Source organism: Nocardioides palaemonis, from assembly GCF_018275325.1.
GTDB classification, from domain to species: domain Bacteria; phylum Actinomycetota; class Actinomycetes; order Propionibacteriales; family Nocardioidaceae; genus Nocardioides; species Nocardioides palaemonis.
Genome location: NZ_JAGVQR010000001.1, coordinates 2080231 through 2100117, shown reverse-complemented (window position 1 = coordinate 2100117; position 19887 = coordinate 2080231). Strand labels below are relative to the sequence as shown.

19 protein-coding genes are annotated in these 19887 nt (G+C 73.6%); 10 read left to right on the top strand and 9 right to left on the bottom strand.

Annotation, left to right across the window (positions count from 1 at the left end; all coding sequences use genetic code 11):
• Positions 1-17 precede the first annotated feature (17 nt).
• From KDN32_RS10295 to KDN32_RS10280, 4 genes are all read right to left on the bottom strand, one after another.
• A complete protein-coding gene (locus KDN32_RS10295; RefSeq protein ID WP_211731878.1) occupies positions 18-1094 on the bottom strand; it encodes a WD40 repeat domain-containing protein in 1077 nt (358 codons plus the stop codon).
• On the bottom strand, positions 1091-1627 hold the full coding sequence (locus KDN32_RS10290) for a SigE family RNA polymerase sigma factor (protein WP_211731877.1): 537 nt from the start codon (positions 1625-1627) through the stop codon (positions 1091-1093). Before KDN32_RS10290 ends, KDN32_RS10295 begins: the two co-directional genes overlap by 4 nt.
• A gap of 233 nt (positions 1628-1860) precedes the next feature.
• Positions 1861-3936 carry a 3-hydroxyacyl-CoA dehydrogenase NAD-binding domain-containing protein gene (locus KDN32_RS10285; RefSeq protein WP_211731876.1) on the bottom strand — a complete coding sequence of 692 codons (2076 nt, stop codon included), beginning with the start codon at positions 3934-3936 and terminating at the stop codon, positions 1861-1863.
• Positions 3933-5132, bottom strand: coding sequence for a thiolase family protein (locus KDN32_RS10280; protein WP_211731875.1), 1200 nt, complete (start codon positions 5130-5132; stop codon positions 3933-3935). The genes KDN32_RS10285 and KDN32_RS10280 overlap by 4 nt, the downstream gene beginning before the upstream one ends.
• A gap of 119 nt (positions 5133-5251) precedes the next feature.
• Between KDN32_RS10280 and KDN32_RS10275 the strand changes: the two genes are divergently transcribed.
• Both KDN32_RS10275 and KDN32_RS10270 read left to right on the top strand, forming a co-directional pair.
• Positions 5252-6214 carry a PAC2 family protein gene (locus KDN32_RS10275; protein ID WP_211731874.1) on the top strand — a complete coding sequence of 321 codons (963 nt, stop codon included), beginning with the start codon at positions 5252-5254 and terminating at the stop codon, positions 6212-6214.
• Complete coding sequence (locus tag KDN32_RS10270; RefSeq protein ID WP_211731873.1) at positions 6214-7080, top strand: acyl-CoA thioesterase; 867 nt, start codon at positions 6214-6216, stop codon at positions 7078-7080. The genes KDN32_RS10275 and KDN32_RS10270 overlap by 1 nt, the downstream gene beginning before the upstream one ends.
• Before the next feature lie 15 nt (positions 7081-7095).
• Here KDN32_RS10270 and KDN32_RS10265 read toward each other — a convergent pair whose 3' ends face one another.
• Entirely contained in the window at positions 7096-7977 is an 882-nt protein-coding gene (locus KDN32_RS10265) for a MaoC/PaaZ C-terminal domain-containing protein (protein WP_211731872.1), read from the bottom strand.
• Positions 7977-9311 carry a 3-oxoacyl-ACP reductase gene (locus tag KDN32_RS10260; RefSeq protein ID WP_211731871.1) on the bottom strand — a complete coding sequence of 445 codons (1335 nt, stop codon included), beginning with the start codon at positions 9309-9311 and terminating at the stop codon, positions 7977-7979. The genes KDN32_RS10265 and KDN32_RS10260 overlap by 1 nt, the downstream gene beginning before the upstream one ends.
• Positions 9312-9451: 140 nt before the next feature.
• On the opposite strand from KDN32_RS10260, the gene KDN32_RS10255 reads away from it, so the two are divergent.
• The 4 genes from KDN32_RS10255 to KDN32_RS10240 all read left to right on the top strand — a co-directional run bounded on the left by KDN32_RS10255 (position 9452) and on the right by KDN32_RS10240 (position 13604).
• Positions 9452-10732 (top strand): acetyl-CoA C-acetyltransferase, encoded by a 1281-nt coding sequence (locus tag KDN32_RS10255; RefSeq protein ID WP_211731870.1) that lies wholly within the window; start codon positions 9452-9454, stop codon positions 10730-10732.
• 87 nt (positions 10733-10819) lie between these two features.
• Entirely contained in the window at positions 10820-11386 is a 567-nt protein-coding gene (gene pyrR / locus KDN32_RS10250) for a bifunctional pyr operon transcriptional regulator/uracil phosphoribosyltransferase PyrR (protein ID WP_211731869.1), read from the top strand.
• Positions 11383-12321, top strand: a complete 939-nt coding sequence (locus KDN32_RS10245) for an aspartate carbamoyltransferase catalytic subunit (RefSeq protein ID WP_211731868.1) — start codon at positions 11383-11385, stop codon at positions 12319-12321. The genes pyrR and KDN32_RS10245 overlap by 4 nt, the downstream gene beginning before the upstream one ends.
• Complete coding sequence (locus tag KDN32_RS10240; protein ID WP_211731867.1) at positions 12321-13604, top strand: dihydroorotase; 1284 nt, start codon at positions 12321-12323, stop codon at positions 13602-13604. Before KDN32_RS10245 ends, KDN32_RS10240 begins: the two co-directional genes overlap by 1 nt.
• Before the next feature lie 281 nt (positions 13605-13885).
• Here the strand turns inward: KDN32_RS10240 and KDN32_RS10235 are convergent, their stop codons facing one another.
• A complete protein-coding gene (locus KDN32_RS10235) occupies positions 13886-14602 on the bottom strand; it encodes a VOC family protein (protein ID WP_211731866.1) in 717 nt (238 codons plus the stop codon).
• Between the two features lie 34 nt (positions 14603-14636).
• Here KDN32_RS10235 and KDN32_RS10230 point away from each other — a divergent pair, with 34 nt between their 5' ends.
• From KDN32_RS10230 to KDN32_RS10220, 3 genes are all read left to right on the top strand, one after another.
• A complete protein-coding gene (locus tag KDN32_RS10230; RefSeq protein ID WP_211731865.1) occupies positions 14637-15047 on the top strand; it encodes a VOC family protein in 411 nt (136 codons plus the stop codon).
• Between the two features lie 231 nt (positions 15048-15278).
• Complete coding sequence (locus KDN32_RS10225) at positions 15279-15569, top strand: hypothetical protein (protein ID WP_211731864.1); 291 nt, start codon at positions 15279-15281, stop codon at positions 15567-15569.
• Complete coding sequence (locus KDN32_RS10220; RefSeq protein ID WP_211731863.1) at positions 15518-16072, top strand: hypothetical protein; 555 nt, start codon at positions 15518-15520, stop codon at positions 16070-16072. The genes KDN32_RS10225 and KDN32_RS10220 overlap by 52 nt, the downstream gene beginning before the upstream one ends.
• A gap of 9 nt (positions 16073-16081) precedes the next feature.
• Here KDN32_RS10220 and KDN32_RS10215 read toward each other — a convergent pair whose 3' ends face one another.
• Positions 16082-17317 (bottom strand): acetyl-CoA hydrolase/transferase family protein, encoded by a 1236-nt coding sequence (locus KDN32_RS10215; protein ID WP_211731862.1) that lies wholly within the window; start codon positions 17315-17317, stop codon positions 16082-16084.
• A 63-nt stretch (positions 17318-17380) separates the two neighbouring features.
• Entirely contained in the window at positions 17381-18025 is a 645-nt protein-coding gene (locus KDN32_RS10210; RefSeq protein ID WP_211732491.1) for a DUF3060 domain-containing protein, read from the bottom strand.
• Between the two features lie 189 nt (positions 18026-18214).
• On the opposite strand from KDN32_RS10210, the gene KDN32_RS10205 reads away from it, so the two are divergent.
• On the top strand, positions 18215-19855 hold the full coding sequence (locus KDN32_RS10205; RefSeq protein ID WP_211731861.1) for an ABC-F family ATP-binding cassette domain-containing protein: 1641 nt from the start codon (positions 18215-18217) through the stop codon (positions 19853-19855).
• The last annotated feature ends 32 nt before the right edge of the window (positions 19856-19887 follow it).

Genomic DNA, 19887 nt, shown 5'->3' with positions numbered 1-19887 from the left:
GGGTGGGACACCGCTCGTCAGGGCTCGAGGTGGATCCCGATCGGCAGCTGGAACGTGCTCGGCAACGTGACGGCGTCGCCGCAGGCGCCCGTCGGCACCTCGCACGTCAGCAGGTGCGGCACCTCGTCCTGGCTGCTGTCGAGGCCGGAGAAGGCGAGGACCACGACCGTGTCGTCGTCGAGCCACTGGTAGGGCAGCGCCCACGCGAAGCCAGTGTCCAGGGTGACCTGTGCGCCGGTGTCGGTGTCGAGGAGCACGCCCGTGTCGTCACTCTCCGAGGCGACGTGGGAGCCGTCGGGTGACAGGTTCGCGAAGCCGTCGGTGGCCAGCGTGAGGACGCGTCCACCCGGCCCGGTCACCCGCGCCTCCCGGTCCCCGGTCTCCCGGACCAGGGTGCCGCCCTCGGCGTCGATGACGGTGCCACGGGCGTCGTCCACGAGCGTCTCGAAGCCGTCGGGACTGGTCGGCTGCCACACGTGCACACCGCCGGACCCAGCGGCGTAGACCACGGCGCCGTCGATCGCGGTGACCCGCAGGTCACGTCCGGGCAGGCGCGGCCCGGTCACCACCTCCCCGGTGGACACGTCGAGGCGTACGGGCCTGCCCTGCGGGTCGGCCCAGGCCACGCGCGTGCCGTCCGCGACCAGCTCGGCCTCGTCGCTCGGCGGCTTCGCGACCTCGCCCACCACGTCGAGCGCGTCACCGCTCCAGACCCGGACCCGGAGATCGGGGTCGGTGAAGACGACGTCGTCACCCGCCCACACCCAGGCGCGGACCTCGACGCCGAGGTCGACGTCGGGCTGGCCGGCACGGTGCAGCGTCGTCCCCTCGACCCAGGACAGCGCGACGGGGGTGGAGTCGGTGCCGTCGGCGAGCCGATCCCGACCAGAGTCGGGTGAGGGGCTGGGGCCGCCGCCGAGGAGAGCGACGCCGGCGACGACGGAGACGGCCGCGGCGGTGAGCCCGCCGAGGACGGCGGTGCGCCGGTGGCGTACGCGCCGCTCGCCGTCGCGGGTGATCGACGCCAGGTCGACGTGCGGTGCGCCGGCCTCGTCGGCGCGCTCGTGGAGCAGGTCCTGCAGCATCCCGGTCATCGGGTCACCTCCAGCAGGTGCAGGGGGAGCAGGTCGCCGTCGGCGCGCTCGCCCAGGTGGTCACGGAGCTTGCGGAGCGCGGCCGAGGCCTGGCTCTTGACGGTCCCGGGCGCACAGCCGAGGACCTCGGCGGTGCGGGCCTCGGAGAGGTCCTCGTAGTAGCGCAGCACGATCACGGCGCGCTGCCGTGGCGGCAGCGCCTGCAGCGCCGACCACAGCAGGTCGCGGGTCGACACGTCATCGGCGTGGTCGGCGCTCGACCTTCGCTCGGGCACGGTGTCGGTGGGACGCTCGCCCCAGCTGCGGCGGCGGTACCACGTGATAGCGGTCGTGGTGATCGCCTTGCGCGTGTAGGCCTCGGCCGCTCCGGGGTCCCGCAGCCGCGGCCACGCGACGTAGGTCCTGGTCAGCGCCTCCTGCAGCAGGTCCTGGGCCAGGCCGCGGTCGCCGACCATCAGGTACGCCGTGCGGTGCAGCGCCGTGGACCGCGCAGCCACGAACTCGGCGAAGTCCGCCGGGTCGCGTCGGGTCATGGGTGCTCCTCGTGGGTGGGAGTGGGTCACCCCTACCGACGACCTGACCACGCGATCCGGTTCGTCGGGCGGTGGCCCAGCCACATTCTGCGGTCGGCGAGTGTGGCTCCGTCACCGCTCTCGGGCGTGTCGAGGGCCGACACGCGGAGGGGCGGTGCGCCAGCCACCTTTCCCGCGTACGGAATGTGGCTGGCGCACCGCCCCTCGGTCGCGCCGAATGGGTCAGCGCTCGGTCAGTGGAACCGCTGGCCGGTCGCCTTCTCGGAGATGCCGGCGACGTCGAGCATGAAGGTCAGCCCGCCGTTCCAGAAAGAGAAGCCGGCGCCGGTGATCATCGCCAGGTCGATGTCCTGCGGCGCCGACACGACGCCCTCGTCGAGCATCAGGCGCGCCTCCTCGGCGAGACCGGCGAGGGTCTTCGCGCGGACCTCCTCGGCCGTCAGCACGACCGGCTGCTCCGGCTTCTCCAGCAGCGCCTCGACCTCGGGGTCGATGGAGAAGTCGGGCAGGTAGTACGACGACTTCTTCGCCGCGACCACCCGCTCGAGGGCGGGGGAGACGTAGAAGCGGTCGGGGAACGCGCCCTTCAGCGTCTCGTTGTTGTGCAGCGCGATCGCCGGGCCCACCAGGGAGAGCAGGAAGAACGGCGGCATCGGGGCGACGCCGGCGAACGCGCCGTCGGCGACCTGCAGGGGCGTGCCCTCGTCGACGATCCGGCCGACCTCGCTCATGAACCGGCCGAGCAGCCGGTTGACGATGAAGGACGGGCTGTCCTTGACCAGGATGGTCGTCTTCTTCAGCGCCTTGCCGGTGGCGAACGCCGTGGCCAGCGTCGCGTCGTCGGTGGCGTCGCCCTTGACGATCTCGAGCAGCGGCATGACCGCGACCGGGTTGAAGAAGTGGAAGCCGACGACGCGCTCGGGGTGCTCGAGGTCGGACGCCATCTCGGTGATCGACAGCGACGACGTGTTGGTCGCGAGCACGCACTCGGCGCTCACGACCTTCTCGACGTCGGCGAAGACGGTCTTCTTGACCGACATCTCCTCGAAGACGGCCTCGATGACGAAGTCGGCGTCGCCGAACGCGACCTGCTTGTCGGTCTCGCCCGAGACGAGCGCCTTGTGGCGGTTGGCCTTGTCCTGGTTGATCCGGCCCTTGGCGAGCAGCTTGTCGATCTCGGCGTGCACGTAGGCCACGCCCTTGTCGGCACGCTCCTGGTCGAGGTCGGTCAGCACGACCGGCACCTCGAGGCGGCGTACGAACAGCAGCGCGAGCTGGCTGGCCATCAGGCCCGCGCCCACGATGCCGACCTTGGTCACCGGGCGGGCCAACGACGTGTCGGGCGCACCGGCGGGGCGCTTGGCACGCTTCTGCACCAGGTCGAAGGCGTAGAGCGACGCGAGCAGCTCGGCGGTCTGCGACATGGCCTCGAGGGCGTCGTCCTCGGCGGCGAAGCCGGCGTCGCGGTCGGTGTCACGGGCGGCGGCGATCAGCTCGACGGCCTTCGCGGCCGCAGGTGAGGCGCCGCCGGTCTTGCTGGCGACGATGCCCTTCGCGCGCTCGATCGCGGCGTCCCACGCCTCGCCCCGGTCGACCTCGGGCCGCTCGACGGTGGTCTCGCCGCGCACGACCGAGGCCGCCCACAGCAGCGACTGCTCGAGGTAGTCGGCGCCGTTGAACACCGCGTCGGCCAGGCCCATCTCGAAGGCCTTCTGGCCGGTGAGGGTCTTGCCCTGGTTGAGCGGGTTCTCGAGGATCAGCGTCACGGCCTGGTCGGCGCCCACGAGGTTGGGCACGAGGTAGGCCCCGCCCCAGCCGGGGACCAGGCCGAGCATGACCTCGGGCAGGCCGACGGCCGGCGCGGAGTCCATGATCGTGCGGTAGTGGCAGTGCAGCGCGACCTCGAGGCCGCCGCCGAGGGCGAGGCCGTTGACGAAGCCGAACGACGTCTTGCCGCCGTCCTGGAGCTTGCGGAAGACCGCGTGGCCGAGCTCGGCCACCGTGCGCACGGCGTCGGGGCCGCCGCCCTGGATCGACGTGAGGTCGGCGCCCGCAGCCAGGATGAACGGCTTGCCGGTGACGGCGATCGCGTCGATCGAGTCGTCGGCGAGCGCCGCGTCGATTGCGGTGTTCAGGGCCAGCAGCGAGCCCGGACCGAACGTGTTGGGCTTGGTGTGGTCCTCGCCGTTGTCGAGGGTGATCAGGCCGAACGTCACGCCGGGCAGCGTGACCTTGCGGAGGTGGGCCTGCGTGACGCGCTCGGCGTCGGAGACGATCGCCTGCGCGCGCTCGAAGATGTCGGTGCTCACTTGGTGTCTCCGTTCCAGTGGGGGTTCTCCCAGATCACGGTGCCGCCCATGCCGATGCCGATGCACATGGTGGTGAGGCCGTAGCGGACCTCGGGGCGCTCCTCGAACTGCCGCGCGAGCTGGTTCATCAGCCGCACGCCGGAGGACGCGAGGGGGTGGCCCATGGCGATCGCGCCGCCGTAGGGGTTCACGCGGGCGTCGTCGTCGGCGATCCCGTAGTGCTCGAGGAAGGCGAGCACCTGCACGGCGAAGGCCTCGTTGACCTCGAACGCGTCGATGTCGTCGATGGTGAGGCCAGCGAGCTTGAGGGCCTTCTCGGTCGCCGGGATCGGGCCGGCGCCCATCACCTCGGGCTCGACGCCCACGAAGGCGTAGGTCACCAGGCGCATCTTGACCGGGAGGCCGAGCTCGCGCGCGGTCTCCTCGTCGGCCAGCAGCGCGGCAGTCGCGCCGTCGTTGATGCCCGCGGCGTTGCCGGCGGTCACCTTGCCGTGCGAGCGGAACGGCGTCTTCAGCGAGGCGAGCGACTCCAGCGTCGTCTCGGGGCGCATCGGCTCGTCGAGCGTGGCGAGGCCCCAGCCGGCGTCGGCCGAGCGGGTCGCGACGGGCACCAGGTCGGGCTGGATCTTGCCGGCGTCGTAGGCGGCCTTGGTCTTCTGCTGGCTGCGCACGGCGTACGCGTCGACGCGCTGCTTGGTGATCGTGGGGAAGCGGTCGTGCAGGTTCTCCGCGGTCTTGCCCATGACGAGCGCGTCGGGGTTGACGATCCGCTCGGACAGGATCCGCGGGTTCGGGTCGACGCCCTCGCCCATCGGGTGGCGGCCCATGTGCTCGACCCCGCCGGCGATCGCGACGTCGTAGGCGCCGAAGGCGATGCCGGACGCCGTGTTGGTGACCGCGGTCATCGCGCCCGCGCACATGCGGTCGATCGAGTAGCCCGGGACGCTCTGCGGCAGGCCGGAGAGCAGCGCGGCCGTACGGCCGATGGTGAGGCCCTGGTCGCCGATCTGGGTCGTGGCGGCGAGCGCCACCTCGTCGACCCGCTCGGGCGGCAGGGACGGGTTGCGGCGCATCAGCTCGCGGATGCACTTGATGACGAGGTCGTCGGCGCGCGTCTCGGCGTACTGGCCCTTGGCCTTGCCGAACGGGGTGCGCACGCCGTCGACGAAGACGACCTCACGCTGGGGACGGGGCACTGGCTGCTCCTGGGTGAAGGTACGGACAGGGTGGGATCACGTTACCCCTCGGTAACAATGCCTGCCCAGACACGCGGGTGTGTGTCGGGTCACGGCGTCCGACTCACTAGGCTTCCCCCATGGTCGAACGACTCGTGCACATCGTGGACGACGCGGAGGTGCTGGCCGAGGCCGGCGACCTCACCCTGGTCTGCGTGCTGACCGGCTTCCTCGACGCCGGGAAGTCCGCCGAGCTCGCCGCCTCCCACCTCGCGGGGCTCGGTCGCGGGCAGGGCGCCGGCAAGGTGGTCGCCACCTTCGACGTCGACGCCCTCCACGACTACCGCGCCCGCCGCCCGCCGATGTCGTTCGTGCGCGACCACTACGCCGACTACGAGGCGCCGCGCCTGGTCGTCCGCGCGCTGCGCGACACCGGTGGCACCCCGTTCCTGCTGCTGACCGGCCCGGAGCCGGACATCCGGTGGGAGGCGTTCGCCCGCGCGGTGCGCGAGGTCGTCGAGCACTTCGGTGTCGCGCGCACGGTGAGCCTCGGCGCGGTGCCGATGGCCGTGCCGCACACCCGCCCGATCGCGATCACCCCGCACGCCAACCGTCCGGACCTGGTGCCGGGCGAGAGCCCGTGGCAGGGCGAGCTGCGGGTCCCGGCGAGCGCGCAGGCGCTGCTCGAGCTCCGGCTGGGCGAGTGGGGCCTCGACGCGCTCGGCTACGTCGCGCACATCCCGCACTACCTCGCGCAGATGGAGTACCCCCAGGCCGCCCTGGTGCTCCTCGAGCACCTCGAGATCGGCGGGCGGCTCACCATCGACCTCGCCGACGTCCGCGAGGCCGCCGAGATCACCGAGACCGAGGTCGACCGCTACCTCGCCTCGCACGACGAGGTCGGCGAGGTGGTGCGCGGGCTGGAGCAGCAGTACGACTCCTTCCGCGAGGCCGAGGCCTCCGGCTCGTCCCTGCTGGCCGGCGACGGCCCGCTGCCCACCGGCGAGGAGATCGGCAGCGCGTTCGAGGCGTTCCTCGCCGAGCTCGACGAGCCCGGCAAGGGCGAGGCCGACGACGACGCCACCGGCTGGGAGGACCGCTGATGGCCGGCAGCGCCGCCGAGCTCGCGAGCCTGCTCGAGCTCGAGCAGCTCGAGGTCGACCTGTTCCGGGGCGGCCAGGCCCGCACCGAGCGCCAGCGCGTCTTCGGCGGGCAGGTGGCCGCCCAGGCCGTCGTGGCCGCGACCCGCAGCGTCGAGGGCGACTTCGTCCAGCACTCGCTGCACTCCTACTTCCTGCGCCCCGGGGACCCGGCTGTGCCGATCGTCTACGACGTCGAGCGGATCCGCGACGGACGCTCGTTCGCGACGCGGCGGGTGTCGGCCCGCCAGCACGGGCGCCCGATCTACTACATGACGGCGAACTTCCAGATCCCCGAGCCGGGCCTCGAGCACCAGGACCGGATGCCGGAGGTCGCGCCGCCCGAGCAGGGCCTGCCGCTCGTCGAGATCGCCCGCGAGCGCGGGGCGGAGGCGGCCGAGCACTGGGAGCGCGAGTGGTCGGCGCTCGACGTCCGCCACGTCGGGATCACCGGCCGCGGGCTGCCCGACGACCCGGAGCACCCGGCACAGGCGCGGCTCTGGATCCGGGTCGACGACCGGCTGTCCGACGACCCCACGGTCCAGGTGGCGGCGTTCACCTACGCCAGCGACCTCACCCTCCTCGGCGCCGCGCTGGTGCCGCACGGGGTCCACATCGCCTCGCCGCGGCTGCAGCCGGCGTCGCTCGACCACACGATCTGGTTCCACAAGCCGTTCCGAGCCGACGAGTGGTGGCTCTACGACCAGTTCTCGCCGTTCGCCGGCGGTGCGCGCGGCCTCGCGCTCGCGCGGGTCTTCTCGCAGTCCGGCGAGCTGGTCGCCACCGTCGCTCAGGAGGGCCTGATCCGGATGCGCGACGCCCGCGCGTAGCGAGCCGTCGGCCGCTCAGGCCGGTGTCGCCCTCCCGACGAGGTGTGGGGCACCGTCGGCGGGACGGGTGAGCGAGAACGTCATCGCGTCGCCGTCGCGCCGGGCGGCATGGGCGACGGTGCCCGGCAGGAAGACCGGCTTGCGGAACGCCGCCTCGACGGTGACCGCCGCCGGCAGGCGGTTCTCGATCGCGGCCACCGACCTCGCCAGCGTCCACATCCCGTGCGCGATCTGGCGCGGGAAGCCCAGTGCCCGCGCGGTGAGGGGGTGGAGGTGGATCGGGTTGTGGTCGCCGGACACCGCGGCGTACGACCGACCCAGGTCGGCGGGCAGGCGCCACTCGAGCACCCCGACCGGGGCGTCCGGGACCTCCAGCCCCGGAGCGGGTTCGCCCTCGACGGTGCGGCCGCGGCGCAGGTAGGTCGACCGGGACTCCCACACCGGGTCGCCGCCCGCGGTCACGACGGTGTCGAAGTCGAGGAGCACGCCGCGCGTGTGCGGGCGGGCCGGTCCCACGGAGGCGCGGACGTCGAGCCGCTCGCCGGCGGCGACGTCGCGGTGGGCGGTGATCACGTTCTCGACGTGCACCATGCCGAGCGCGGCGTAGGGGAACGCCGGGTCGGACATGATCGCCATGTGCAGCGGGAACGCGAGCAGGTGGGGGTAGGTCACCGGCACCGCCTCGCGGCGCGGGAAGCCGCACACCGCGGCGTACGCCTCGACGTGGTCGCGGTCGACGACGACGCCCGGCCGCCGCCAGGTCAGGCCGCCGAAGCCCTTGGCGGGCGCCTTGCGGACCCCCGGCAGCAGGTTCAACCCCGGGACGGCCGGCAGCGCGGCGCGGACCAGGGTCGCGACGCCGCCGGACGGTCCGGTGAGGGTGCGCGGGGTGGCCATCAGGCGCCCAGCATCATCTGTCCGCAGACCCGGACCACGTTGCCGTTGACGGCTCCGGACCCCGGGCTGGCGAACCACGCGATGGTCTCCGCGACGTCGACCGGCAGGCCGCCCTGGGCCATCGCGTTGAGCCGCTGGCCGACCTCGCGGGTCGCGAACGGGACCGCGGCGGTCATCTGGGTGACGATGAACCCCGGCGCGACGGCGTTGACGGTGATGCCGTCGCCCAGCTCGTCGCGCAGGCTCTCGACGAGCCCGATGACGCCCGCCTTCGACGTCGCGTAGTTGGTCTGGCCGACGTTGCCGGCGATCCCGGCGATGGAGGCGACGCCGATGATCCGCCCGCCCTCGTTGACCACGCCGGCGTCGAGGAGCTCGCGGCTGATCAGCTCCGGGGCGGTGAGGTTGACGGCGATCACGCTGTCCCAGCGGGCGTCGTCCATGTTGGCGAGCTTCTTGTCGCGGGTGATGCCGGCGTTGTGCACCACGACGTCGACGCCACCGTGGTGCTCGCGCAGGTGGTGGGCGATGCGCTGCGGAGCATCGGGGGCGGTGATGTCGAGGACGAGGTGGTCGCCGTCGAGCTCGGTCATGAGGGTCTGCAGCTCGCTGGCCGCCTGCGGCACGTCGACGCCGACGACCGTCGCGCCGTCGCGGTGCAGGACGCGGGCGATCTCCTCGCCGATGCCTCGGCTGGCGCCGGTGACGAGCGCGACCCGCCCCTCGAGCGGGCGCGACCAGTCGCTGACCTCGCCCGGGGCGGTCGAGCCGTGGGCGCCGATCCGGACGACCTGTCCGGACACGTAGGCCGACTTGGGGGAGAGGAGGAAGGCGAGCGTGGAGGCGATCGCGCCGTCCGCGGCGGGCGCGACGTAGACCAGCTGGACGGTGCCGCCGCGGCCCACCTCCTTGCCGAGGGAGCGGGTGAAGCCCTCGAGCGCGCGCTGCGCGACGCGCTCGGAGCCGGTGCACTGCTCGGGCGGGGTGCCGAGCACGACGATGCGGGGGCAGGTCTCGAGGCGGCGCAGGAGCGCGGTGAAGAACTCCCGCAGCGCTGCCAGGCCGGGCGTGTCGGTGATGCCGGTCGCGTCGAGGACGAGGCCCTTGGCGCGTACGCCGTCGTCGAGCGTGGTGGTCGAGGCCACGCCGAGGTCGTCGAGGACCGTCGGCAGCGCCCCGGCGAGCCGGCCGTCACCCCCGACGACGACGAGGCCGTCGACCAGGGGGGCGCCGTCGTGCCAGCGCTCGAGCGCCGTCGGGTTCGGCAGGCCCAGGTTCCTGACCACGAGTCGGCCGATGGGGGAGGACGCGAAGCCCTGGTAGCGGTCGCTCATCTGACGTGCTCTCCTCTGCGTGACGGCTCTGCCGGGGTGGGACGAGTCGTGTGTAACTCAGTGTTCGACTCGGAGTCCACTTTTCGTGACGTGTCCCTCACGTCGTTGGCGGACCGGTGCCCACGGGCAAGGATAGGAACATGCAGCCCACCACCCGCCCCGTCGCCGTCGTCGGCGGCAACCGGATCCCGTTCGCCCGCTCCAACACCGTCTACGCGGGCGTGTCCAACCAGGAGATGCTCACCGCCGCGATCGACGGGCTGGTCGAGCGGTTCGACCTCCGCGGCGAGCGGCTCGGCGAGGTCGTGGCCGGGGCGGTGCTCAAGCACTCGCGCGACTTCAATCTCACCCGCGAATCGGTGCTGGGCTCGCGGCTGGCGCCGGAGACGCCCGCGACCGACATCCAGCAGGCGTGCGGGACGGGTCTCCAGGCGGCGATCCAGGTGGCGAACAAGATCGCGCTCGGTGTCATCGACGCCGGGGTCGCCGGCGGCACGGACACCACCTCCGACGCCCCCGTCGCGATCAGCGACCGGCTGCGGCGCAAGCTGATGAAGGTCAACGCGGCGAAGGACACCGCGAGCCGGCTCAAGGCGCTCGGTGCGATCCGGCCCGGCGACATCGGTCTCGACATCCCCCAGAACGGCGAGCCGCGCACGCGCCTGTCGATGGGTGAGCACGCTGCCCTGACCGCGCTGGAGTGGCGGATCACCCGCGAGGCCCAGGACGAGCTGGCGGCACGCTCCCACCACAACCTCGCGCGGTCGTGGGACGAGGGCTTCCACGACGACCTCGTGACCGCGTTCCGGGGCGTCGAGCGGGACAACCACCTCCGCCCCGACTCGACGGTCGAGAAGCTCGCGACCCTCAAGCCGGTCTTCGGCAGGGGGTCGGCCGCCACCATGACGGCCGGCAACAGCACCCCGCTCTCGGACGGCGCGTCCGTCGCCCTGCTGGCCTCCGACGAGTGGGCCGAGGAGCGCGGCCTGCCGGTGCTGGCGCACCTCGTCGACGCCGAGACCGCCGCCGTCGACTACGTCAACGGCCACGAGGGCCTGCTGATGGCCCCGGCCTACGCCGTCCCGCGCATGCTCGCGCGCAACGGCCTGACCCTCCAGGACTTCGACTACTACGAGATCCACGAGGCGTTCGCGTCCCAGGTTCTCGCCACCCTCGCCGCGTGGGAGGACCCGGTCTTCTGCCAGCAGCGCCTGGGCCTCGACGGGCCGCTCGGTGCCATCGACCGGGACAAGCTCAACGTCAACGGCTCCTCGCTGGCCGCGGCGCACCCGTTCGCCGCGACCGGGGGCCGGATCCTGCCGGTGGCCGCCAAGCTGCTCGCGCAGCGCGGCTCGGGCCGCGCGCTGATCTCGATCTGTGCCGCCGGCGGCCAGGGCGTGGTGGCGATCCTCGAGCGATGAGTGCCCGCTCGATCCGGTAGGGTCGGGGCCGATCGACATCCTTTAACGAGCCGTCCCGTGAGGCGGAGAAGGAGGTCCGGCGCGCAGATGCCTGCACCCGATGCCCCACCTGGACACGAGTCCGCCCGGACGGACCGCACCGTCCTCGACGCCCGTGACATCTCCCGGGCCCTCACCCGCATCTCCCACGAGCTGCTCGAGCGCAACAAGGGCGCGAGCGACCTCGTGCTGCTCGGGCTGCACACCCGCGGCGTGCCGCTCGCCCGGCGGATCGCCGAGAAGATCGCCGCGGTCGAGGGCGCGCCGGTCGAGGTCGGCGAGCTCGACGTGACGATGTACCGCGACGACCTGCGCTCCCAGCCCACGCGGCGCGCCCACAAGACAGCGCTGCCCGCCGGTGGCATCGACCGCAAGGTGGTCGTGCTGGTCGACGACGTGCTCTTCTCCGGTCGTACGATCCGTGCCGCCCTGGACGCGCTGGCCGACCTCGGGCGGCCGTCGGCCGTCCGGCTCGCGGTCCTGGTCGACCGCGGCCACCGCGAGCTGCCGATCCGGGCCGACCACGTCGGCAAGAACCTCCCGAGCGCCCTCGCCGAGCGGGTCAGCGTCCGGCTCAGTGAGGTCGACGGCACCGACGAGGTGACCATCTCGTGAAGCACCTGCTCTCCGTGGACGACCTGTCCACCGACGAGGTCGAGGCGATCTTCGCCACCGCCGCCGACATGCACGACGTGCAGTCCCGCGAGGTCAAGAAGCTCCCCGCGCTCCGCGGCCGCACGGTCGTCAACATGTTCTTCGAGGACTCCACCCGCACCCGGTCGTCCTTCGAGATCGCCGGCAAGTGGCTGTCGGCCGACGTCATCAACGTCAGCGCCAAGGGCTCGAGCGCATCGAAGGGCGAGAGCCTGCGCGACACCGTGCTGACGGTCTGCGCGATGGGCGTAGACGGTCTCGTGATCCGCCACCCCGCCAGCGGTGCGGCGCTGCAGGTCAGCCAGTGGGTCGACGCCGCGGTGGTCAACGCCGGCGACGGGATGCACGAGCACCCGACCCAGGCGCTGCTCGACGCGTACACCCTCCAGCGCCGCCTCGGCTCCCTCGCCGGGCGCCACGTCGCGATCGTCGGCGACCTCACCCACAGCCGCGTGTTCCGGTCCAACGTCCAGTGCCTGACCAAGCTCGGGGCCCACGTCACCGTGGTGGCCCCGCCGACGCTGATGCCCAGCGGCATCCGTGCCTGGTCGGAGTCGGCGGGCTTCGAGACGTCGTACGACCTCGACGCGGTGCTGCCCGAGGCGGACGCGGTGATGATGCTGCGCGTCCAGCGGGAGCGGATGTCGGGCGGCTTCTTCCCCAGCCCGCGGGAGTACACCGTCGGCTACGGCCTGACCCGCGACCGGCTCTCGCGCCTGCGGCCCGACGTGCCGATCTGCCATCCCGGCCCGATGAACCGCGGCCTCGAGATCGCCGCCGACGCCGCCGACGCGGCCCAGTCGGTCGTGCTGGAGCAGGTCTCCAGCGGGCTGGCGATCCGGATGGCCGTGCTCTACCACCTGCTGGCAGGGGAATCCGACGGAGGGATCAGCTGATGTCGCTCGTGATCACCGGAGCCTCGCTGCTCGGGGAGAAGACCGTCGACCTCTACGTCGACGACGCCGGCATGCTCGTCGACGCCCCGCCCGCGGGCGCGGAGACGATCGACGCCGACGGCCTGGTCGCGCTGCCGGGCCTCGTCGACCTGCACACCCACCTGCGTGAGCCCGGCCGGGAGGACGCCGAGACGGTGCTCTCCGGTTCCCGCGCCGCCGCGCTCGGCGGCTACACGGCGGTGCTGGCGATGGCCAACACCTCGCCCGTGACCGACACCGCCGAGGCCGCCACCCGCGTCTGGGAGCTCGGGCGCGAGGCCGGGCTGGTGCACGTGCAGCCGGTCGGTGCGGTCACCCGCGGGCTGGCCGGTGAGGAGCTCGCCGAGCTCGGCCTGATGCACCGCTCGCGCGCAGGCGTCACGGTCTTCTCCGACGACGGCAAGTGCGTCCACGACGCCCGGGTGATGCGCCGCGCGCTGGAGTACGTCAAGGCGTTCGGCGGCGTCGTGTCCCAGCACTCCCAGGACCCGGCCCTCGCCGGCCCGACCGCCTGCTGCCACGAGGGCGAGGTCTCCGGCCGGCTCGGCCTCCCCGGTTGGCCCGGGATCGCTGAGGAGGTCATCGTCGCCCGCGACGTGATGCTCGCGCGGCACACCGGCTCCCGCGTCCATGTCGCCCACGTCTCGACCGCGGGGTCGGTGGAGGTGCTGCGCTGGGCGAAGGCCCAGTCCGAACGTGACGGGCACTGGTCGGTCACGGCCGAGGTGACGCCGCACCACCTGCTCCTGACGACCGACCTCCTCACCGGCTACGACCCGACCTACAAGGTCAACCCGCCGCTGCGTCCGCAGGAGGACGTCGACGCGCTGCGTGCCGCGCTCGCCGACGGCACCATCGACGCGGTCGCCACCGACCACGCGCCGCACGCCCGGCACGACAAGGAGCACGCGTTCGTCGACGCCGCCTTCGGCATGCTCGGCCTCGAGACGGCCCTCGGAGTCGTCCGGACCGCGATGCCGGACCTGTCGTGGGCCGACCTCGCGCGGGTCATGTCGGTGGCGCCGGCCCGGATCGCCGGCCTCGCCGACCAGGGCCGCGCGCTCGAGCCGGGATCACCCGCGCACGTCGTGCTGGTCGACCCCGACGCCTCCGTGACGGTGGACCGTGACGCCTCGGCGTCGCTGTCGCGCAACAACCCGTGGCACGGTCAGACGCTGACCTCGCACGTCGTCCACACCGTCTACGGCGGCCGGGTGACGGTGCGCGACGGCGCGCTCGCCTGAGCGACCCTGCGCACCTGAGTCTCCCGGAGACTCACGGCGCACGCCGGGCGTGTCGGGGCGACTCTGGGCACCTGAGTCGCTCAGAGACTCAACCTGCACACCGGGCGTGTCGGGGCGACCCTGGGCACCTGAGTCGCTCAGAGACTCAACCTGCAGGCCGGGCGTGTCGGGGCGACCCTGGGCACCTGAGTCGCTCAGAGACTCAACCTGCGGGCCGGGCGTGTCGGGGCGACCCTGGACACGTGAGTCGCTCAGAGACTCAAGGTCGAGGGTCGCTCGGCTCAGGCGCGGCCGCCGGTCCCCGGATCCCGGTCGGTGAGGCAGTAGACCTGACCGCCGGGGGCCTCGAGGACGGTCCAGAAGTCGTGCTCGGCGCGGACGACCGCGCCGAGCTCGCGGTGCCGGACCGTGTCGGACGCGCGGTCGGCCGTCGCGAGGTCGGGGTGCGCGCGCACCGGCCCGTCGGCGTCAGCGGTGCGCTGGAGCAGGATCCGGGGCTTGCCGGCCTCGACGAGCCGGACGAACTCGGGGAGCGCGCCGACCTCCGGCGTACGACCGCTGAGGCCGGACCAGAAGTCGACCTCGGCGGTCCAGTGGGCGGGCGGCACGTCGATGCAGACCTGGTCCAGGATCGTGCGACCGTCCCGCTCGAGGATGGTGGGGCCGTGGACGAGGGTCTGGCAGAACGTGAGACCGCCGGGGGAGCGCATCACCTCGACGTCGTGGTAGGTCCACGCGTGGGTCGCGCCGAGGGCGCGCGCGGCCTCGGTCGCGCCCGGTCGGTCGTCGGAGTCGAGGTCGAGGTGCACCCCTCCCGCGCCGTCGACCGCCTGGAGCTTGACCCAGCCCGGCCCGGAACCGGGCAGGAGCGTCAGGAACTGCCCGTCCTCCCCGCGCCGCTCGGAGGGCCGCCAGCCCGTCACCGCGGACCAGAAGGTCACCGCCTCGTCGAGGTGCACGGCGGGGGTGTCGAGGAACATCTGGATCCACGGGACCATGGCCCCGATCCTGACACCCTCGTAGGGTCGGGTGATGAGCGACGCCCCGCAGCTGCTGCACACCGTCCTCGACGCCGTCGACGTCCGCGGGGAGGCGGAGTTCTGGCGGCGCCTGCTCGACCTGGCCTACCGCGCCGGCGACGAGGTGCCGTCCGACGGTCCGGATGACGCCGACTGGCTGGTGCTGACCCGGCCGGACGGCACCCGCATCCTGGCCATCCAGGGGGTCGACGCGCTCGAGCCGAGCCGCTGGCCCGAGCCCGGCCACCCGTCGGTCTCGCACCTCGACACGACCGTCGCGACGAGGGCGGCCCTCGACGCCGCGCACGACCGGGTGCTCGCGCTGGGCGGCGAGCTGCGGTTCGACCGCACCGACGACCCCGACGAGCCGCTCCGGGCCTACGCCAGCCCGGCCGGTCACGTCTTCTGCGTGTTCGTCGCTTGACCGACACCCAGCGCGACATGCACCGCGACGACAACCCGACGCGGCGCAGGCGCGTCCCACCGGGGTGATCCGACGTACGCCGCTGCGGCTGCTGGCCGTGACCGTCCTGCTGGCCCTCCCGGCCTGCGCCGCCGGGAGGCGGCGAGGTCCCCGTCCCCCGCACCAGCGACCTCGACCGCTGCGAGCCCGACCGCCGCGAGCCCGACGGATGCAACCAAGCCGCACCGCGTCGTGGGCGCGGGCCCGGACCTCGTGGTCCCCGTCCCGGACGGGTGGCACGTTCTGCGCTCGGCCCACCCCGTGGCGGGCGTCGCGGAGACCTCGCTGTGCCTGCTGCCGCCGGGCCGGGCGGTACGCAGCTGTGCGGGCATCCGGATCGCCTGGGGCCCGGACCTGCCCGGCCCCCGGGGCGCCGGCGACTACGCACCCGGTCGGCACGCCGGCTGGTACGACGGCACCGAGACGGCGCAGTGCCCGGTCGGTCGCGCGACCGACGTGGTGGTCCGCCGTCGGACCGGCTGACGGCATCGGGCACCCGGCTCCTGGGCGGACACGACGCCGCGTGGGACCGGTGGCACGCCTCGTGCACCGACGGGTCGACCTTCGACCCGCAGGTGTGGTTCCTCGAGGACGAGCAGGTGCTCGCGCGCGACCTCACCGGCCACGCCGAGACGGCGCAGGTGTTGCACGGGGCGAGGTTCCGGGAGGACGGAGCCCGGATCCCCGCCGAGGCGACCTGGGACCTCGTCGTCGCCGAGGAGGTGCGGGGGACGACGCTGACGGTGCGTGCCGCCCTGGTCCGGGGCGGCCGCGCCGTCGCGTCCGGGCCGCCGCAGCGTGTCGACGCCGCGCCTGCCGTGTGCACGGGCGTGCTGGCGCTGCCCGGTGACGTGGCCGCTCCCGTGGTGCCGTGCGCCGACCTCGGCCGGATCCTCTCGGACGACCCCGACGGCGCGCTGGCGGTCGTGGTGTGGCGCGAGGCCGACGGCACGGTGGCGCAGGTCTCGGCCCAGCCCTGGCTCTGACGGGCCCGCTCAGGCCAGCCCGAGCGCCCGCGCCTCCTCCCAGAGATCCTCGCGGACGGCCGGGTGGGCCGCCTGCTCGATCAGGTTCCGCGCCTGCTCGCGCTCGTCGCGCCCCCACATCCACGCCACGCCCTGCTCGGTCACGACCGCGCTGTGCTGGAAGGACGTCACCGGCTCGTCCACCAGCGGGACGATCGTCGACACGTCGGCCTTCGGGTGCCAGCTGCGCAGCGCCATGAACGCGCGGCCGCCGGGGGAGTGGCTCGCCCCGACCGTGAAGTCGGTCTGGCCGCCGAACCCGCTGTGGATCCGGGCGCCGATCCGCGACGCGTTGGCCTGGTCGAACAGGTCGACCTGGAGGGCGGTGTTGATGGAGGTCATCGCCGGCTGCTGCGCGATCTCGGCCGGCGCGTTCGTCGTCTCGGTGCGCAGCATCCGCACCCGCGGGTTGTCGTCGACCCAGTCGTAGAGCTCGTGGCTGCCGAAGACGAACGAGGTCCGCACCGGCGTGCCCCGGTCGAGGGCGCCCGCCTTCTCCAGGGTCAGCACGCCGTCGCTGAACATCTCGGTCCACACGCGCAGGCCGCGCCGCTCGAGGACGCCGGCGATGGTCGCGTCCGGCACCTCGCCGATCCCGGCCTGGAGCGTCGCGCCGTCGCCGATCTCGGCCGCGACCAGCGACCCGATCAGGCGGGCGTCGTCGCCGGGGGCGGCCGCGACGTGCGCGGCCATGGGCTCGTCGACCTCCACGCCTAGGTCGAACGCGTCCAGCGCCAGCTCGGCGTCGCCGAAGGTCCACGGCATCCGCGGGTTGAGCTGCGCCACGACCAGCGCGCCGCGGGCGCGGGCCGCCTCCACCGCGGCGGGCAGCACGTTGACCTCGAGGCCGAGCGAGACCTTGCCGTCACGCGGCAGCGTCGTGTGCACGACCACGACGTCGGGCGCCAGAGGTCCGTGGAACAAGCGGGGCACCATCGAGAGCCGGCACGGGACGTAGGACAGACGCGGGTGGCGCCGGTAGCCGGGGCCCACGAACGTCGTCTCCGGGACGATCCCGTCGTGCAGCGGCAGGGAGGCCTGGGCGTTGAGCGCGTGCAACCGGGCCGCGGGCAGCTCGGCCAGCAGCGGGCCGAGCACCGTCACCGGCGACGCGAAGTTGCCGCTCGTCACCACGCGGGGCGAGGTCAGGTATCCGCAGTGCTCCCGCACTGCGCGGACGGCTTGGCCGAGGTCGACGACGCGCATGCGTCCAGCGTGCCAGCCGGGGCGGTCGGCGGGCAGCATCCACGGGACCTTCGGCCCCCGGGCTCAGGCCTTCCGGTGCACCCGCACCACGTTGTTGGCGCCGCGCACGGTCACGGCCGTACGCCCCTTCGCCACCGTGACCCGGTTGTTGGCCCCGACGACCTTCAGCGTCGGGAGGCGACCGACCCGCACGGTGTTGTTGGCGCCGCGCACGACGACCTTGCTGGCGCGGTCGGCGCGGAGGGTGGCGTTGGACGTGCGCACGAGCACGGCGCCGGTACGGCCCGCGACGAGGCGGGTGTTGCCGGCCAGCAGGCGCACCCGGCCCACGGTGCCCGCGATCCGTGCCGAGTCGTTGCCCTCGCCGAGGGTCACGGTGCCGGCGGCGGGCGCGGTGACCGAGCTGTTGCCGGCCGACACCTCGAGGTCGCCCACCGGCCCGGACGACGTGACGTCGGTGTTGGCCCCGGTCACCGACAGGCTGGTGGCGCCCGGCATCGTCACCACCGTGTTGCTGCCCGAGACCACGACGTCGGTGCAGGTGCCGGTCAGGGTCACCGTCTCCACGCTCTGGTCGACGGTCACGGCGCCACCGGCGCAGTCGATGACCACCTCGGCGTGGGCGGGTGCCGCCACCAGAGCGGCGGGGCAGACGAGGGCGGCCGCAGCGAGAGCGACGCGGGACAGGACGGTCGTGGAGGGGGTCATGCGACGGGTGCTGCCCGCCGCGCGGGCGACGCAAACCTGCGCGTGGGCAAAACCGGTTGGCGGGCAGCACCGCCGCGGCTAGGCTCGACCCACCATGTGGATCCAGGACTGACCCGACTCGCGACCGCGGCGGCGCACCCCGTGCGCCCGTGCCCGGCGAGTCCACCCGCTGACCCGCAAGGACTCCGCATGTCATCCGCCTCCACCCGCCCCGTCCCGGGCGTCGCACCCCTCGTCGTCACCGGGCTCTCGGTGAGCTTCCCGGACCGCACCGTGCTGAGCGGGATCGACCTGCTCGCCCAGCCGGGGCGCCGGATCGGGCTCGTCGGCGAGAACGGCGCCGGCAAGTCGACCCTGCTGCGCGCCGTCGCCGGCCGGCTTCCCGACCGGGCGCGGCTCGCGGGCAGCATCGACGCTCCCGACGACCTGGTGCTGCTCGGCCAGGAGCCGCCATTCCGCGACACGGACACCGTGGCCGAGGTGCTGGCCCTGACGCTGGCGCCGCTGCGCACCGCGGTCGCGGACGTCGAGCGGCTCGCCGCCCACCTCGACACCGACGACGGCGCCGCGGCGTACGAGCGTGCGCTGGAGCTCGCGGTCGCGCACGACGCCTGGGACGCCGACCGTCGCGCCACGGTGGCGGCGGCCCGCCTCGGGCTCGACGGGATCGACGCCGACCGACCGGTCGGCACGCTGTCGGGCGGCCAGCGCACCCGTCTGGCCCTCGCGACGATCATGACCACCCGCCCCACCTGCCTGCTCCTCGACGAGCCCACCAACCACCTCGACGACGACGCGATCGAGGTCCTCACCCAGTTCCTCCTCGACCTGCCGGGCGTGGTGCTGCTGGCGAGCCACGACCGCGTGCTCCTCGACGACGTGTGCACGGACCTCGTGGACCTCGACGCCGGCGAGCTCGGCACCGACGGGAGCGGGGGCCGGCGCTTCGGCGGGGGCTGGAGCGCCTACGAGGCGGCGCGCGCCGACGCCCGCCGCCGGTGGGAGGAGACCTATGCCGCGCAGCAGGAGGAGATCGCCCGGCTCCGCGCCGCGACGCGGATCGGGACCGGCACGATCGCCCACGACCGGGGGCCGACCGACGGCGACAAGTACATCTACGGCTTCAAGGGCGCGCGGGTCGAGCAGACCCTCTCGCGGCGCAAGAAGGACGCGCAGCGCCGCCTCGAGGTGGCCGAGCGGGAGCAGGTCCGCAAGCCCGCCGCGCCGCTGCGGTTCCGCGGCGACCTGACGTCCGCGGCCACCGGCCGGCTCGTGCAGGCCCGTGACGTCGTGGTCGACGGGCGGCTGCGACTGCCGCGGCTCGACCTCGCGGCGGGGGAGCACCTGCTCGTCAAAGGCGCGAACGGGGCCGGCAAGTCGACACTCCTGGGCGTGCTGTCCGGCCGCCTGGCACCGACCGCGGGAACCCTCGAGGTCACCGCCCGCACCGTCCGCGAGCTGACCCAGGACCCGGACGTGGCCGATCCGACGCGGTCGGCGGCGGCGACGTACGACGACGCGGTCCGTGCGCTGCCGGGCGCACCCGCGCTGCGCGACCTCGGCCTGCTGCACCCGCGGGACCACCGCACGCCCGTGCGGAGCCTGTCGGTGGGCCAGCGGCGGCGGCTGCTGCTCGCGGTCGCGATCGCCGCCGCGCCCGACCTGCTGCTGCTCGACGAGCCGACCAACCACGTCTCGCTGGCGCTCGCCGGCGAGCTCGAGGACGCCCTCGCGACGGCTCCGGGCGGCGTCGTGCTCGCCTCGCACGACCGCTGGCTGCGACGCCGCTGGGAGGGCCCGGAGCTGGGACTCGCGGCGTGGACGCGATGAGGCCGTGACGGCCTCGCGCTGGTAGTGTCGCG

Excerpts from the sequence above, each read along its gene's own strand:
- KDN32_RS10215 (WP_211731862.1), bottom strand. The coding sequence starts at position 17,317 with ATGCGCGTCGTCGACCTCGGCCAAGCCGTCCGCGCAGTGCGGGAGCAC.
- KDN32_RS10260 (WP_211731871.1), bottom strand. The coding sequence starts at position 9,311 with ATGAGCGACCGCTACCAGGGCTTCGCGTCCTCCCCCATCGGCCGACTC.
- KDN32_RS10290 (WP_211731877.1), bottom strand. The coding sequence starts at position 1,627 with ATGACCCGACGCGACCCGGCGGACTTCGCCGAGTTCGTGGCTGCGCGG.
- KDN32_RS10205 (WP_211731861.1), top strand. The coding sequence starts at position 18,215 with ATGTCATCCGCCTCCACCCGCCCCGTCCCGGGCGTCGCACCCCTCGTC.
- KDN32_RS10235 (WP_211731866.1), bottom strand. The coding sequence starts at position 14,602 with ATGGTCCCGTGGATCCAGATGTTCCTCGACACCCCCGCCGTGCACCTC.
- KDN32_RS10255 (WP_211731870.1), top strand. The coding sequence starts at position 9,452 with ATGCAGCCCACCACCCGCCCCGTCGCCGTCGTCGGCGGCAACCGGATC.
- KDN32_RS10210 (WP_211732491.1), bottom strand. The coding sequence starts at position 18,025 with ATGACCCCCTCCACGACCGTCCTGTCCCGCGTCGCTCTCGCTGCGGCC.
- KDN32_RS10275 (WP_211731874.1), top strand. The coding sequence starts at position 5,252 with ATGGTCGAACGACTCGTGCACATCGTGGACGACGCGGAGGTGCTGGCC.
- KDN32_RS10295 (WP_211731878.1), bottom strand. The coding sequence starts at position 1,094 with ATGACCGGGATGCTGCAGGACCTGCTCCACGAGCGCGCCGACGAGGCC.
- pyrR (WP_211731869.1), top strand. The coding sequence starts at position 10,820 with ATGCCTGCACCCGATGCCCCACCTGGACACGAGTCCGCCCGGACGGAC.
- KDN32_RS10230 (WP_211731865.1), top strand. The coding sequence starts at position 14,637 with ATGAGCGACGCCCCGCAGCTGCTGCACACCGTCCTCGACGCCGTCGAC.
- KDN32_RS10270 (WP_211731873.1), top strand. The coding sequence starts at position 6,214 with ATGGCCGGCAGCGCCGCCGAGCTCGCGAGCCTGCTCGAGCTCGAGCAG.
- KDN32_RS10240 (WP_211731867.1), top strand. The coding sequence starts at position 12,321 with ATGTCGCTCGTGATCACCGGAGCCTCGCTGCTCGGGGAGAAGACCGTC.
- KDN32_RS10265 (WP_211731872.1), bottom strand. The coding sequence starts at position 7,977 with ATGGCCACCCCGCGCACCCTCACCGGACCGTCCGGCGGCGTCGCGACC.